Here is a 16,178-nt window from a genome sequence, read left to right on the forward strand (position 1 = left end):
TTGAATTGTTCAAAGTATTTAGGCCAATTTAAAAGTTGTAAGCTACACCTACCCCTAGAAGTTGTTTAAACTGTAACTTAGGTTTTCCTTCGTTTATGACGATACCTGCGTCGTTTTTTACGGGGTCAAATAGAATATCATCATCATAGATAACATGCGTGCCTAAACTTGTTACAATATATTTATTGACTTTAAGGCTCAAGTTCAATTCCCAATCAATATCAATATTCCCAAAACTTTGTAGATAATCAGTATATGCATTCAATCTATGTTTTAAACCTACATTATCCATAATTTGTGTTTCCCAATTATTAGTAATTAAAAAACCAACTTCTAGAAAAATGTTTTTACCATCTTCCAAAATATTTCCATCGGCATCAAGCACTGCTTTTTCGACTCCAAAAGCACCTTTGTCAGCTAAATCTTGGTCGAATACAAAAGTAGATTTTACCGTAAGGGGCGAAACATAAAAGTTGAATTTTCTATCCTCAGAAATATAAGATGTACCCGCACCTAAGAAGAAGTAACCTGGGCTCATAACCCTAGATATGGGAGTTTCTCTGTCAGGATATTTATAACCATCGGTATATTGTGTGTTGAAATTAGCTTTCATAGAGTAGTACCAATTACTAATTGTATCACGGCGATACCCTACTGTAGAACTAACTCTAATGGCATCATCTGTTTTTCTGATTTTCTGACCTTCTTGTAGGTTAATACCATATCGAGTTTCTAGAATATTTTCCCATTGAAAATATCTAAACTTGTAATTGCGCTCAAAACGAGCATTGGTTTGTGCCGAAATAGAATTGTTACCACCAGCATTCCAATTTACAAAAGCAGCTTGACTAAAATTTAAACCAATGAGATTGACACTTTGCCAAAATGTGGGGACTTGAAATTTTTTGTAGCCTTCTTTTAGTGGTTCTGTTTTCTTGAATGATATGGTGGTATTTTGAAGGTTAACGCTTTCAGCCCTTTGCTTTATTCTAGATTGCATTCTTCTAATGACTATTGTGTCAATTAAAGTAGTATCCATAGCAAATGGAGCTGTCTTTAATGAATCTGTTTTTTGATCTTCTGGAAGGGTTTCTTGTGCTGTTAGTTGTGAAAGACAAAGTAATAAAACAAAAATGGGTGCAAGTTTTTTCAACATATTATAGTGTTTCTCGTAGTTCTAATAAACATTGATTAATTGATGCTTTATCAATTTTAGCAAGTTTATAAAGTTGTTCAGTTGTGCCGTGTTCAAAGACCGCATCTTCTATGCCAAGAATGTGAATATTATTTTTAAATCCACTTTTATTTGCAAATTCAAGTATTGCTGTACCAAAACCACCAATTTTACAACCATCTTCTATGGTGATAATATGAGTGTATTGTTTGAAGATAGCTCTTAGAAGTGAGGTGTCTAAAGGCTTTACAAAACGCATATCATAGTGACCAATGCTTTTGTGGTCAGTTAGTTCAGAAATTACTTCGCTAACTGTATTGCCAATATGACCCACTGAAAGAATAGCAATGTCAGAACCTTTTTTTAATTCTTGGGCAGTGCCAATTGAAATTTCTTTAAAAGGTGTCTCCCATGCTGGCGTAGTTGCTCTACCTCTAGGGTATCTAATTGCGATGGGGTTTTTTAAACCTTTTTGAGCTGTATACATCATATTTCGTAGCTCTTCTTCATTAATAGGTGCAAAAATAATAAGGTTAGGTATACAGCGCAAGTAAGCAATATCATAAATTCCGTGGTGTGTAGCGCCATCTTCACCAACAAAACCAGCACGATCCAAACAAAAAATTACTGGAAGGTTTTGTAAAGCTACATCATGAATTACTTGATCGTATGCCCGTTGTAAAAAAGTAGAATAGATATTGCAAAAAGGAATAAGACCATCAGTTGACATACCAGCTGCCAAAGTAACTGCATGTTGCTCTGCAATACCAACATCAAAAGCCCGCTCAGGAAACGCATGCATCATATATTTCATTGAGCTACCTGTTGGCATAGCTGGGGTGATGCCGATTATTTTAGTATTATTTTTAGCAAGTTCAAGCAAAGTATATCCAAATACATCTTGATATTTTGGAGGAAGCCCTTCAGTAGACTTTGGTGTGAGTTCACCTGTATTTTTATCAAATTTTCCCGGAGCATGATAGGTAACCTGATTTTCTTCAGCTTTTTTAAGACCCTTTCCTTTGGTGGTTATGACATGTAAAAGCTTCGGACCTTTAATTGCTTTTAATCGCTCTAGCTCTTTTGAAAGTGCATTTAAATCATGTCCATCAATAGGGCCAGAGTACTTAAAATTTAAACATTCAAAAATGTTTTCATCCTTAGCGGTACCTTTTTTAACATTAGTAAGATATTTTTTTAAGGCACCAACACTTGGGTCTATTCCAATAGCATTATCGTTAAGTACAACTAGAATATTGGCATCGGTAACACCTGCATGATTTAAACCTTCAAAAGCCATTCCGCTTGCTATAGAAGCATCTCCAATAACGGCAATGTGAGAACGATTGTAGTCACCTTTTAGTTTTGCGGCTATTGCCATGCCTAAAATTGCAGAAATTGAAGTAGAACTGTGCCCTGTGCCAAAAGAATCATAATCACTTTCACTACGTTTTGGAAAGCCACTAATACCGTTTAATTGGCGATTGGTATTGAAAATTTCTTTTCTACCAGTTAGAATTTTATGACCATAGGCTTGGTGGCCAACATCCCAAATAAGTTTGTCATTTGGGGTGTCAAAAACATAATGTAGGGCAATTGTTAATTCTACTACGCCTAAACTTGCACCTAAATGTCCTTCTTTGGCAGCTACAATGTCAATAATATAATCACGAAGTTCTTGAGCAAGTTGAATTAATTCGCTTTGTTCTAGATTGCGAAGTTCATTTGGTGTGCTAATTTGTGATAATAGAGTCATTTACAAACTGCAAATTTAGCATGTATAACTAATTACACTACGAATTAACCTGTTAAATATGGATTTCACCTCATTAACAGCACTAAGTTTTTAATGTTCATCACTTTTTTTTAAATTGAAGCACCAACCAAAACAATGATATGACGTTCCCCCTCCACAAGACCTTTGGAGTCTTGCATGAGAAGAATGCCGATTCTAAATACACCATAATTTATATACATGGTAATTCTGTTGATTCAGAAATTTGGCAAAATCAATTAAATTCTTCTTTATTCTCTGAGTATAGAATGCTAGCTATTGACCTTCCTGGGCATGGTAAGTCAACTAAATGTGATGGTTATTCTGTTCCTAATGTTGTCAAGATTTTAGCCGCTACAATACAAGAATATTCAAATGTTGTTTTAGTAGGGCACTCTTTAGGAGGGCATTTTGCCATTGAAACCTTACCTTTTTTAAATAATTGTAAAGGCATTTTCGTTTTCGGAACCGCACCTGTAAAAAAGCCTGTGAATATGCATGAAGCATTTTTGGCAGATGAACGAATGCCTCTTCTATTTCAGAAAAATTTGAATCCTAACGAAACCGAAGATTTTACAAGGTTTATTTGCAAAAAATCTGATTTGGTTCCCTATAATTTTAAAGAGCGCATTCATAATACGGACGCTAAATTTAGAGAAGATATTGGTTTGTCTCTTGCAAACGGTGAACTAGCCAATGAAGTAGAAATCCTTGCTAAAACGGAGATGCCAGTTGCTATACTTCATGGCAAAAACGATAGCTTAGTGAATTTAGAGTATTTGAAACAATTATCAATTCCCAATCTGTGGCGTAATAAAATAAACATAATTGAAAGCAGTCATAGTCCGCATCTAGAGAAACCAGAAGAGTTCAATCGTTTGCTTTTAAAATTTTTAGAAAATCTGTAATGAAGAAAGATCATAAAAATGAGATGTTTCATTTCAGAAAAAAAATTGAAAAAATTGTAAAGAAATATGATTATGAGCCTGTTAGTTATGAGCCTTTAGAAACATTCCCATTAAATAGTAAACAATGTTTGTATGTGGCGCATTGGTATGCTGATGGTATCATTTACCAAAGAGGACTTGAAAATTTGACTGGATATACATTGGAAGAATTTAATATGGAAGATTTAGTTCATCACATTCATCCGGAAGACAGAGAACTTGTTAAGAATATTACCCAGGAAGTAGTAAAACATGTTATAAATGTTAATTTAAGTGAAGGCCCAGCCCATTTATTTCTATCCTTTCGGTTTCGAAAAAAGGATGGCACATATATTAAGCTTTTAAGACAATCATCTTCTTTTGAGCTGGATAAAGAAGGGAGAATGGTAAGTAACTTTTCTTTATTGACGGATATTTCATTTATTGATAGTAGTAATCGTGTGGAATGGAGTTTTGAGGCTAATGAACTAGATCTTCAGAATTTTAAAAACATAGTTTACACCGTTTATCAAGATTATTTTACCACGCGTGAAAGAGAAATTATTGAACTTATTGCAGAAGGTTACACTAGTGGTCAGATAGCTGAAAAGTTATTTATTAGCATTCATACTGTGGCTACACATCGAAAGAAAATATTAAAAAAAGCAGGAGTAAGTAATGGTATTGACCTTATTTTCTTTTGCAAGAAAAACGGTATACTTTAAAGATACCCTCTAGAGGGTATTTTGTTAATTATTTTATATATTTATATTGTACACATGTTTTTTCCCTCATTTCGAACTATTTACCCTTTTTTTTTGAAAATGCTATTGTAATTCGACCTGTGGTTGTTTAAATACCACTCGGCCGAGCATAGTCTTGTTGAATTTATTTAAGAAATATGGATTTAGAATTTTACGCGAACATTTTTAGTACAGATCATAAGGTTGAAAAAGCAGTTTTAAAAAAGCATATTGAAAAATTAGAAGAACTAGATCAGTACCTTCCTAGGTTGCAGTCTTTTATTATGGTTCAAGACACTGTAAATCAAACATTTGAATACGTCTGCGATAATTATGAAAAGCTATTGGGTTATAATAAACAAGAAGTAGTTGAGCAGGGCATGGCATTTCATTTTACTAAAATTCACCCCGAAGATATTCCTAATTGGATGAAAATATTAAATGATCTCATGCAGTATACCATGACTCATGTAAATCAAGATGATCGGATAAATTGTGTTTATTATTGGAATTATAGGTTAAAGAATGCTAAGAGTGAATATGTTAACATTCAAGTGCACCAGACGCCTTTATTTTTTGATGAACAAGGAAAGCCAATTTTAGGGTATTCGCAAAACACGATTTTAGGAAACAGTAAAAAACAGCCGATGATTGGGGTGTGTAAAAAACTAAACTCCAATAATGAATATGAGACCCTATTCTATAAAAATTATTCTGAGGCCTTATTGATTGATAATTTAAGCAATCGAGAACTAGACATTGTTCGATTGTTGGCTAAGGGAAATACAACTAAAGAAATTTCTACTAAATTGAACATTAGCATTCATACTACCGCTACACACCGAAAAAATATATTGTCAAAATTAAAATTTAATTCCTCTTCTGAGATTATTAATTACTGCAACGAGAATCATTTGTTTTAAAAGGTTATTGCTATAGAATTTAATTTCTGACAGAAATTGATAAATTTTAACGTCGGAATTGCTACACAAAACAAAATAAATAGCCAAAAAATACCCACTAGTGGGTATTTTTTGGTGTGTAGTGTAGTGTTAAATTTGTCATAATAGTTTCCCAAAACTTGAACTTTTCATTTTTATCTTTTTCAAGATTACTTCTGCTAAAATGAGAAAAGGCCTGTGATGCTGCGGAGTATGGCATTGTTCTTTTTAGAAAAATAAGTAGCTTAATTATAATTAGTATACCAAACCAATTAGATATGAAACGTACTTTGCTTTACGCGCTCGTTTATTTGTTTACGTTTTCTTGTGTGCCAGAAGGTCCTGACCCTGTAGATGATGGAGTTGACCCTATAGATAATGGATCGGGTTCTAATATTGACAATGATTCCGGTAATGGTCAAGACACGCTTAAAGATGAATTTAGCGAGGAAGAAGTTGTAAATCTCAGAATTTTTATGAGGAATACAATTACAGGAGGTTCTTCGAAAACATGGTTTCTTCATTCAGCTACCTTTGAAAGTGACACAGGTACAGAAGATGCGTCTAACTTAAAAAATATAAGGGATGATGAGTTCATCTTCAGTAAAATCGATGACTCTGAAGAAAATCAATTCAGGGGCATTGTTGAATGGCGTCCTGGTCTTTCAATACCTGAAGATGCAACCACGATTGAAGACTTGGGTGTTGGTTTATATACTGAATCAATGACCATTGAGTTTGAAATAGGCCTGCCCTCAGAAGGCAAACGTACGGTACCCAATCAATTCATAATATCTTTTGATGAATCAACATTGGCGGACACGAGCGGAAAACGAGTTGATTCTGGCAAGTCAGCTGCGGTATGGCGTTGGAAGTATTGGTATGGTAATGTAGATTCAATGGAAGAATATATAGCTAGGTCGACCAGCCCATTTTTTTTCCCACCAAGAGATTGTAATGATTTGGCAACTTGGAATCTAAGTCGGTTGTGGATGACCGCTGAGGCCAAAAGGCAGGAACGCTTACGGTTGTGTTCACGTGAAAAATTACCTGAGGATTACACGAATGATCTTGCCGCCAATTTAGTGTTTGAGGAAGAGTTTTCATTTTTTTCAAATACCATTTATTGGGAAGCTGATATGACAGGTTCCGATTCAGAAAATGCGCTTTATATCGCAACAGCAGAAAAATCAATGACGGAAAACGGAGTCGTACCCGAGCGTATAATTAAGTTCGACATTGGTAGCAAAAATTCTAAAGAATCTATCCATTACCAGCAGCTTGGCTATGAGAAAAGCGTACTTGCGACAGGTACTGATCTTTGGGTTATTAGTGGATTCGATAACAATATTAATAAGTACGATTTAGACTTAACCGGCCCACCGGAAACTTTTCAAATTTTTCCTGAAAAAACACAAAGCTTTAGCTATCTGTATACCGAAATAGTTAATAACACGCTCTACTGGACTGGCATTTCAAATTATATAGAAGAAACGCCCGATCAAAACGCATACTGGCTTTTGGATGATAAAGGCCTCTATGCTTGGGATTTGGGCAGTAATACGTATTCAAAAATAAAAGAGGGAAGTTTTGGTGGTATTTCTGACCCTGTATCTATTGATGACAAGATTTACTTTTTAGGATCTGAAGTTGATGTTTACAATGTAAATAGTAATGAGCTAGAATTAAACGTTTCTCAAATTTCAGATAGGGTTCCATTCTTCCGTCATACCGAGAATTATGGAAAATTAATATATATAGGTAGTCATACAGAAGAACTTGTACCAGATCGCACAGTAGAAGATAAGGAACCCTATTTAGCTGTATTTGACACACAAAGCGGTGCATTTTCCCAGCTAAGCACAAATCTTAACAGCCCAAATAGTGAAACTATAGAGGGTATGGCCATTGTTAAAGGCAGAATTTATATTCTTTACGGCGAACATGTTTGGAATGAAGTCGTTCGATGGCAAGTACTAAGTGCACCTTTAGAATAAAGTATTGTTCCTATTTAAAGTGAAATGTTTATGACGACGATTAAACTAATTTTTATATATGAAACGCTTTTAATTTGTGTGCTAGAATTGCCTATTCGCGAATTACATACTATTTAAATAGAGCCAATACCAAATAAAGAGAATAGATGACTAAACCGACCAAAATGATAAAATTCATACCATTAATAATAGCCTTATTGTTTATTAGTTGCCTTTCCGCTCAATCATTTTTGGGTATGGAAGCGGACAATTACAGCGGTATTCATGGTGCTATTTTTAACCCAGCTAATATCGCCGATTCTCGTTCTAAAATAGATGTAAACATTTTTTCAGCAAATGCATTAATTGGCACAGATTACACTCCGTTATCATTAGACAACATTAAAATTCTATTTGAAGATTCGAATTCGGTAAATGCAATAGAAAGGTTTCCTACAGATAATAATCAAGTTAATGTAAATGCTGACCTACTTAGCACGTCTTTTATGTTCAGCCTTAATGAAAAGAGTAGTATTGGGCTAATTTCAAGGGTGCGAACAGTTAATAATTATAATAATTTAAACGGGCAATTACTAGAAAGTTTTGCAGATGGTTTTCCTTCAGAAGATTATGATTTTAATATGTCAAATCTTAATGGCACCACTCATGTTTGGGGCGAAATAGGCCTAGTATATGGGCGTACTATTTTTGAAAAAGATTATCATTTTTTAAAAGGGGGTATTACGCTCAAGTATTTAAGGGGAGCAATCTTTGCACAAGGAAATTCTGAAACCTTAAGTGGTGATTATAATGCTACGCAACGTACATTGAATACAAACGGTTCATTCTCTTATTTGATTAATTATGATGCTGATGAAGAATTTAATTCTGATAAATTAAAACCTGGTTTCGGAATGGATATTGGATTTGTTTATGAATACCGACCTAGGTCTTCAGATTTTTCATCGGGTAATGCAGACCCTAGAGGCGCTAATAAATACAAATTCAAAGTTGGAGTTGCTTTGGTTGATTTTGGGACTATAAAATACGAAGATGTTGTGCAGAACAATTACAACCTAGATGCTTCAGTAAATACGAATGATTTTGACAGTGAATTTCAACAAAAGTTAGATGATAATTACGTCAAAGATACCATTGTTGGCAATGTTACGGCAGCACTACCTACATCCTTGAGAATCAATGGAGATTACAGGTTTACCAAAAACATATACGCAAGTGTCAACTACTCATTATCGTTAAACCCAAGAAATGGGCTTTATAATAACAATACTTTAAACGTAATCACTTTTGCACCAAGATTTGAGTCTAAATTCATGAGTCTTTACACTCCAATGAACTATAGTAATTTAGGTGGGTTAACTTTTGGGGCAGGTCTAAGAATCGGCCCCTTAATAGTGGGCTCAGGCACTTTGTTCTCAACACTATTTTCAAAAAAACCAGATTTAGCAAATGTCTATGTGGGGCTAAAAGTGCCTATGTACCATGGAAAAAAATCTAAACAAAGAAAACGAAGAAGATAAGATAGCTGTCAACAATATAAAAATCGCGCAAATGAAAATAACTAAACTGTTTTTCTTAATGGTGTTCATACTTCTGTTGAACGGATGCTGCAAAAATTGTGATGAACTTCTTGAAGAGTCTGACCAAGAATTAACGGATAACTTCGTTCATAATTTAATTGTTGAAAATAGTATTAAAACCCAAGGTTTGCCCCTCGAGAAAAAGGGGAACCTCTCCTTAATTGTTAGTTCAGAAAGAAGTTTCGGTCTCTTTGATGAAGGCTTTGATATAATACTCGAAGCGAATAAAAATATCAGTGGAATTCAGCTACGCGTAAAAAGAGGTGATGCGATTTCAAAAGAATATATTGACATTAAATTTCTAGAAGAATTCACTAAAATAGAAGTTGATACAGATTTAAGTTCAGAATTTGGTGATGGTACAAATTTCGGAGTTGCCATTGGTTCTATTTGTTACGAGGTTCGTGCCTATGATCGAGACGGCAATATAAGTATACCTCAAGATGTCTGTTTTGATCTTATCGGCTGGGGAAATGACGGGGCAATTGCTAGGGCATGGGAACTTCAATATTATGAAGAGCATGTAAATGACCAACTTTTAACTCGAAACTTAGAAGAAGTATACTGCGATGATGGGCAAGAAAACCCCTGTTTTTCATTAAAACATAAATTTTTGGATGTGAAAGATAACGGAACATTCGTGCTCCAAAGTCTTTCATATGAGTATGAAAACGGAGATAGCGATGCAGATAAGATTCGTTTCGAAGACATCCTTGAGGGAAAGTGGGTCTACATCGAAAACCAATTGTATCTAGTTGTTTATGGAAACAAACTATTAAAGAATGAAGCTCTGGTTACAGATGAAAACTTGAAACTAGGTGAAGGTAACATCATTGTATTTCAAGAAATAACAATAGATGATGATTTTCAACCTGTAAATATGAAATTGGTTGTTGCAGAAGCTGATGATAATGGAATGGGTATAGAAGATAAAATCACAGAGTACTATAAAAGACCAATTGATGACTAATATAGCTTGTAACCAACAAACGCATATTTAAAAGTCATACGAGCAAGCCAAAAAAAAATACCATCATGAAAAGAAAAATACTTTTGTTATTCATATGTCTAGTTTCAGTATTTGTTAGTGGGCAAACAACAGAGATTCCAAACCCAATTTTTGAAGAATATCTAGAAAACCCAGCAAATGGCATAAACGCTAGCGACGGAATTGCGGGAAATGGGTTTGTGAATACGGCGGCAATTAATAATCCGGCAGTCACAACTCTAGATTTAGATAACTTAGAAATAGACGACTTTTCGGGTATAGAAGCATTTGGTTTTTTAGAGGAGTTTAGAATAAACATGGGCAATACGGTGCTCACAAGTATCGATTTCAGCCAAAATAAAAACTTGAAAATTATATTTATAGATGGGGCTCCTTTGGCTAATATCAATGTTGATGGTACAGATGCCTTAGAGGAATTGACAATTCAAAGAGGGAATCAGTTAACAAACCTCAATGTGACAAATAACTTAAATCTAAAATTTCTTGCAGTTTATCAAAACTCCATAAGTACAATAATTGTTTCCAACAACTCTCAGTTAGAATTTTTGGCATTAACCGATATGCCACAATTAACTAATTTGTCGGATTTGTCAGTAAATAGTTCCTTGGCAGGTTTTGTAGCTATTAATACCGGTTTGGAGCGTATTGAGCTCCTTGGTTTAACTGATTTGGGAACAGTAACACTGGAAGTAGCCAATAATTCAAATCTAAACTATTTTGAAATGACAAATAGCAGTGTTCAATCTTTGATACTGTCTACGAATACTGCTCTTGAAACTATTAAGTTAGACGGTAATACATCTTTAACTAGTTTTTTATTGCCACCAGACAATTCTCCCTTAACGAAATTCGAAATTCGCGATAGTTCAAACTTTACCAATACTTTTGAAATAAAAGATAGAACCCAATTGGAATCTATCATAATATGGAATTCTGGCTCAGATGAAATAATCATTGATAATCTTCCGAGCTTAACTTCATTGATTATAGATGAGCATGTAAATAACCTTACAAAGTTAAAGATTAAAAATAACCCCCAGTTGACTTCATTTGATTTCAGAAATAATTTACAGTTTATAGATGTTGAAATAGAAGACAATATCAATCTCCAAGTTTTGGATGGTCTTAGACGCAGTACTTTCAATACAGTTGATAGAATTTCTTTATTGGGAAATGACATAATCAATTTAAATGTTGACGGTTTTGAAGATTTAGAACAATTAAATGTTACTGGGAATGACAATCTCAATATTTTGGATTTAACTAAAATGAGCGTTGACCCTCTTAACCCAAGTAAACTCAGAGTTTTTGAATCTACCGATACAAGAATTGAGGAATTGGATTTTTCAAATAATCCAAATATGGAATTAATAAGCGTAAGCTCACCTTCAAATACAGGAAGTTTAAAAAGGTTGAGTGTAAAAAATGGTCAGAACATAATCCTAACCGAGTTTAATTTATTTGGTAATTCTCAACTAACATGTGTTGAAGTTGATGCCGGTACGGTAGGTACTTCACCTACCGGATGGGTAAAAGATTCCCAGACTGTCTATGCAGAAAGTTGTATTTCTGCTGCTCCTGTTCTTGTATCGTTTGTAGTTGCCAACGAGGAGAATCTAGAAAATAATGCGGTTCCTACACCGCAGTTGGTATTGGTCGGTACGGTAAGCGTTGCCACCACCATAAGTATTACTGATGTGACGAGTAGTTCTGCTTCCACCAATCTTGCCATAGCGGGAATAGATTATGAGTTCAATAGTGGTTCGCCTTTGGTAATACCAATACCGGCAGGTACTTATGACGCAAACAACCCATTGGCGGTGACGGATTTAGACATTTTTGGCGATACGGATTACGAGGACAACGAGTTGATCGTTTTGGAAGCTTCTTCGAATTCGACAGAATTGGTAAATGCCGCCGATAATGCTCCCCTCAGTTCGGGTACCCTTCTCTACAATTATAATATTCTAGAAGACGATTATAGGATAGATATTTCTGCCGGCCCCTCCGTTGCTGAAAACGGATCCAATGGTAGTTTTACTATTTCTCTTGTTGACGATAATGGGAATGCGGTAAACAATTCCAGTGGAGGCAATATAGAAGTTTTCTTTTCTAATAAGGGTAATGCCTTGGAAAACACGGATTTTGTCTTTTTAGGGTCTACGGGCAATAGCTCCGTTATTATAAACAATGCTCAGAATTCTTCTATCTTAACGGTAGATCTATCAGACGATAATCTATTTGAAGATGACGAGTTTATCGATTTAGAAATTACGGATGGTGATGGTTATTATTTAGACCTAAATAATGGTACCCCATCAGCCGGTTTTTCAATTTTGGACAATGATGACCGAATTTCATTTTCATCAACACAGGTGGGATTAGAAGGTGGTAATGATGTTGCTTTCACTATACAACTTAGCGATGAGAACGGTGTTGCAGCTATTAATGACACGTCAATCGATATTGGATTCGACATCGGATTTTTGCCAGGCACAGGAGCAGATGCCGCTTTGTTGGGGACTGATTTTATCGACGGTATTAAAAATGACGCTGACAAGACTGTATTCATTCAAAATAACCAGAATTCGGTAACTTTTGAGATAGAGGTTATCAATGATACCGATTTAGAAAATCAGGAGAACTTTATATCCGCAATCTCGGTCTCCCCAGATACGCAGGTATTTGCATTAGGTTTTGTTGTTGATAATGACCAGGCCGTAGGATTGATAAACGATAATGATGGGGCAGTTCAAGCTACCACCAGAATTCCCGATTCCAACTTTGAGACAGAACTAGAGCGATTGGGTTATGGAGATGGTATCCCCAACAATGAAAAAGTCTTAACGGCTTCGATCGAGACAGTACAAATTTTGGTAATTCAGGGTTTAGATATAGTCGATGCAACAGGTATCGAAGCCTTCGCGGCATTAGTGAGTTTAGAAGCAGAAGCCAATGGATTAACGACAATTGACGTTTCAAATCTTGTCAACCTTGAAATTTTACGCTTGGGCAGTAACCAATTGAATGGAATTGGCTTAAGCTCAAATCCCAAACTAAGGGTATTTGAAGCAGCCAATAATAACCTACAGAGCGTTGATTTTTCAAACAACCCCGATCTTGAGGATATTTATTTGTTTGACAATGCGATTAAAAACTTAGATGTTTCAGATATTCAGAATCTTGCTTTGTTCACGGCTAATGGAAACCCCTTAGAATGTGTTAAAGTAGATAATGTGGTAGAAGCTCAAAACCTTTTTGATTCTGGTGACTGGTTGACAAATAGTAGAGATGTCTTTAGTGAAAATTGCAACCCAGTTACTTCTTTTGTAGCAGAGGTTGAAATTATTACGGACATACTAAATACATCTAATATCAATGAAGGCCTACGGGATGTTGAAATTCAGATGTCGATACCCAATGCAGATACTGATAATCTAATTGTTGAATTCGATATTGAGGTAATAGGTGTGACTGCCACCAGTGGAGAAGATTTCGATAATGTACCCCAAAATTCACAACTGACTTACGAATATTCTAACGACGGTCAAACGGTTTATAATGTTGGTATTTTAGATGATAATTTGTTAGAGGGTAATGAGCAATTACGAATCCGAATTAGTAATCCTTCAGATTCAAGGGTAACATTAAAAGATGCAGACGTAAATGGAGTATTAGAATTTTTAGTGACCATTGTAGATAATGAAACTGCAAATGCCGAATTGTCTGCATTAGACGGAGCAGAAGGTGGTGATGCTCGTATCACTGTTAATTTACGAGATGGCACAGGAGTTCCTATCCTTAACAATACCGGCGGTGATATTACTTTTGATTTTGCATTAGCAAACGGTACAGCTACCTCATCAGCAGACTTTGTTAATTTAGCTCCAAATACTAAGTTGATTATTAGTAATGGCGCAGCAGGAGCTTTTATTGATGTGCCATTAATTGATGATACTGATGAAGAACCACAAGAAAATTTTACTGCTACTATTAGTAATCCAAGCTTAAGTTTAGTGACGAGTACAGGTGCTTCAGCTACAGTGACAATTGCAGCCAGCGATAGCGCTGCCGCAGCAAATGACAATGATGGTGATGGTGTTCTAAATGATTTAGATAATTGTAGTGACAATCCTAATGCAAATCAAGCAGATTTAGATAACGACGATATTGGTGATGTTTGTGATGATGATATAGATGGAGACGGTGTTTTAAATATTCAAGATGTTTGCCCCATTGAGGCTGGTTCCGCTGAAAACAGCGGATGCCCATCACAATCGAACTCTGAAATAGGTCCTGAAGATATTCATGTTCAAGTGCAAAATGCAACTTGTTCCGGGGTATCAAATGGTATAATTGCTGTTGAACTATTCAAAGATTATAATGGCATGATTAAAGTAAGTGGAGCAAGTTTAGCAGAACCTACCATATTAGCTTTAAATATGAATACAGTAAGTGTTGTCGAAAATTTAGCGGTTGGTACATACGAGGTTTGCGTAACACTAACAGAGTTTCCAAATTTTGAACAATGCTATAAGCTCAATGTTTTGACTTATGAAGATTTAGTTGTAGCTACACAAGGTGTCGACCTTGCAGGAAAATCAGCAGTTTATGAAGTAGAAGGTAGTAGGTCATATAAGGTGACAGTGAATGATAAAGTTTTTACACATGATTTTGAAACCACAAAAACAAGACTAATATCAGTACCTCTTGACGCAGGTATGAATAAAGTTCATATTACCGGTATCTCTGATTGTCAAGGTATTTTTACTGATGAAATAGTCATAGGTCATATTACAGCTTACCCGAATCCTGTTTTAGACGAACTTCATTTTGAAGGAATTTTGGGAAGTGGAAATGCCACGGTGGTTGTGGCTAACGTTGCAGGTAATGTTGCAAGAAAGGTAATAACTCCAATTTCTAATGCAAAAATAAAAGTCGATTTTGAAGGACTTAGCAAGGGACTTTATGTGATTTTTTTGAGGACAGATAAGGAAGTAATCGAGTTTAAAATTATAAAAAAATAAAAGATGAAAAAGATACATATTCCTCTTGTTTTAATATTGTTAGCTTTTGTTTTTGCTTGTGAAGGTAAATTTGAACCGAAAAATCCTTCAATGGCCGCTGCTGAATTGTTATTTCCTATTGATAAAGAGCTTTGTCTAGCAGGAACTTTATTAGAATCAAATAAAATTAACATTCCATTTTCATGGTCAGCAGTTGATGGCGCAATTGATTATCGTGTAATTGCAAAGGCCTCAGGGTCGGAAGATGAGATTGTACTTAAAGTTACTGATACAAAGGCTAGTTTAGATTTAGAGGCAGGTACAATGTACACATGGCAGGTATTTTCTAATAATGGTAAAGAAGAATCAAAAAGTGATACTCGAAGTTTTTATTCGCAAGGAGCTTTGGTAAATAATTATGCTCCTTTTCCAGCTATCATAACCGTAACTGACCGAGGTAATGGTAATGTTGATATTGCATGGCAGGGTAAAGACCTTGATGATGAAACCTTAACCTATAATGTATTTATTTCAAATGAAAACCCACCTAGTACGTATTTGGAAAATACTGAGAACACAGAAGTCTTAAATTTTACAGTAACAAGTGGTATGCAGTATTATATTGTTGTAGAATCTAAAGATATACTTGGTAATAGTACAGCTTCAAAGAAAAGTTTTGTCGCACGCTAGCATAATTTGGGCTTTAACTTTCAATTAAAGACAATTTATGGTTTTGATGCCGATGTAAATACAGATATAAGCAAAGCTACATTCTTTGGAAAGGATTGTCTTATAAATCAATCACATTCATATTTGAAAAACCCTTAGTGAAATTAAAGGGTTTTTTTGTGACAATACATGATGTTTTCTAATATTGAAGAAAATTACATTACAACATTAAAGTATGTTGTAACCACTAATATCAATTAAATTTTACGTAGTCAAATTCTTGCAATATTGATACTATTATCCAATTTTATCCGTTTGGTCAATGAACAAAAAATTAGTTTTCTTCCAAATAAAATCAA

The 16,178-nt window shown here is 34.9% G+C and carries 10 protein-coding genes; 8 read left to right on the plus strand and 2 right to left on the minus strand.

Features of this window, described 5'->3' with window-relative positions:
• Positions 1-28: 28 nt before the first annotated feature.
• Positions 29-1,156: a DUF3078 domain-containing protein gene (locus JQC67_RS04645; RefSeq protein WP_203251690.1), complete on the minus strand. Its 1,128-nt coding sequence runs from the start codon at positions 1,154-1,156 to the stop codon at positions 29-31.
• A 1-nt stretch (position 1,157) separates the two neighbouring features.
• Positions 1,158-2,930, minus strand: coding sequence for a 1-deoxy-D-xylulose-5-phosphate synthase (locus tag JQC67_RS04650; RefSeq protein ID WP_203251691.1), 1,773 nt, complete (start codon positions 2,928-2,930; stop codon positions 1,158-1,160).
• A 140-nt stretch (positions 2,931-3,070) separates the two neighbouring features.
• On the opposite strand from JQC67_RS04650, the gene JQC67_RS04655 reads away from it, so the two are divergent.
• The 8 genes from JQC67_RS04655 to JQC67_RS04690 all read left to right on the plus strand — a co-directional run bounded on the left by JQC67_RS04655 (position 3,071) and on the right by JQC67_RS04690 (position 15,840).
• A complete protein-coding gene (locus JQC67_RS04655; protein WP_203251692.1) occupies positions 3,071-3,856 on the plus strand; it encodes an alpha/beta fold hydrolase in 786 nt (261 codons plus the stop codon).
• Positions 3,856-4,599: a LuxR C-terminal-related transcriptional regulator gene (locus tag JQC67_RS04660; RefSeq protein ID WP_203251693.1), complete on the plus strand. Its 744-nt coding sequence runs from the start codon at positions 3,856-3,858 to the stop codon at positions 4,597-4,599. The genes JQC67_RS04655 and JQC67_RS04660 overlap by 1 nt, the downstream gene beginning before the upstream one ends.
• Before the next feature lie 176 nt (positions 4,600-4,775).
• The gene (locus JQC67_RS04665; protein ID WP_203251694.1) at positions 4,776-5,540 is read left to right on the plus strand and encodes a LuxR C-terminal-related transcriptional regulator; all 765 of its coding nucleotides are present in this window, start codon (positions 4,776-4,778) and stop codon (positions 5,538-5,540) included.
• Positions 5,541-5,836: 296 nt separating this feature from the next.
• Positions 5,837-7,555 carry a hypothetical protein gene (locus JQC67_RS04670; protein WP_203251695.1) on the plus strand — a complete coding sequence of 573 codons (1,719 nt, stop codon included), beginning with the start codon at positions 5,837-5,839 and terminating at the stop codon, positions 7,553-7,555.
• Between the two features lie 164 nt (positions 7,556-7,719).
• Positions 7,720-9,075, plus strand: a complete 1,356-nt coding sequence (locus tag JQC67_RS04675; protein WP_203251696.1) for a DUF5723 family protein — start codon at positions 7,720-7,722, stop codon at positions 9,073-9,075.
• A 31-nt stretch (positions 9,076-9,106) separates the two neighbouring features.
• Complete coding sequence (locus JQC67_RS04680; protein WP_238934473.1) at positions 9,107-10,105, plus strand: hypothetical protein; 999 nt, start codon at positions 9,107-9,109, stop codon at positions 10,103-10,105.
• Between the two features lie 65 nt (positions 10,106-10,170).
• A complete protein-coding gene (locus JQC67_RS19135; RefSeq protein ID WP_203251698.1) occupies positions 10,171-15,171 on the plus strand; it encodes a Calx-beta domain-containing protein in 5,001 nt (1,666 codons plus the stop codon).
• 3 nt (positions 15,172-15,174) lie between these two features.
• Positions 15,175-15,840, plus strand: a complete 666-nt coding sequence (locus JQC67_RS04690; protein ID WP_203251699.1) for a fibronectin type III domain-containing protein — start codon at positions 15,175-15,177, stop codon at positions 15,838-15,840.
• Positions 15,841-16,178: the final 338 nt, after the last annotated feature.

The organism is Aurantibacter crassamenti, from assembly GCF_016811105.1.
In the GTDB taxonomy this organism is placed as follows: Bacteria; Bacteroidota; Bacteroidia; order Flavobacteriales; family Flavobacteriaceae; genus Aurantibacter_A; species Aurantibacter_A crassamenti.

Excerpts from the sequence above, each read along its gene's own strand:
- JQC67_RS04645 (WP_203251690.1), bottom strand. The coding sequence starts at position 1,156 with ATGTTGAAAAAACTTGCACCCATTTTTGTTTTATTACTTTGTCTTTCA.
- JQC67_RS04650 (WP_203251691.1), bottom strand. The coding sequence starts at position 2,930 with ATGACTCTATTATCACAAATTAGCACACCAAATGAACTTCGCAATCTA.
- JQC67_RS04655 (WP_203251692.1), top strand. The coding sequence starts at position 3,071 with ATGACGTTCCCCCTCCACAAGACCTTTGGAGTCTTGCATGAGAAGAAT.
- JQC67_RS04660 (WP_203251693.1), top strand. The coding sequence starts at position 3,856 with ATGAAGAAAGATCATAAAAATGAGATGTTTCATTTCAGAAAAAAAATT.
- JQC67_RS04665 (WP_203251694.1), top strand. The coding sequence starts at position 4,776 with ATGGATTTAGAATTTTACGCGAACATTTTTAGTACAGATCATAAGGTT.
- JQC67_RS04670 (WP_203251695.1), top strand. The coding sequence starts at position 5,837 with ATGAAACGTACTTTGCTTTACGCGCTCGTTTATTTGTTTACGTTTTCT.
- JQC67_RS04675 (WP_203251696.1), top strand. The coding sequence starts at position 7,720 with ATGATAAAATTCATACCATTAATAATAGCCTTATTGTTTATTAGTTGC.
- JQC67_RS04680 (WP_238934473.1), top strand. The coding sequence starts at position 9,107 with ATGAAAATAACTAAACTGTTTTTCTTAATGGTGTTCATACTTCTGTTG.
- JQC67_RS19135 (WP_203251698.1), top strand. The coding sequence starts at position 10,171 with ATGAAAAGAAAAATACTTTTGTTATTCATATGTCTAGTTTCAGTATTT.
- JQC67_RS04690 (WP_203251699.1), top strand. The coding sequence starts at position 15,175 with ATGAAAAAGATACATATTCCTCTTGTTTTAATATTGTTAGCTTTTGTT.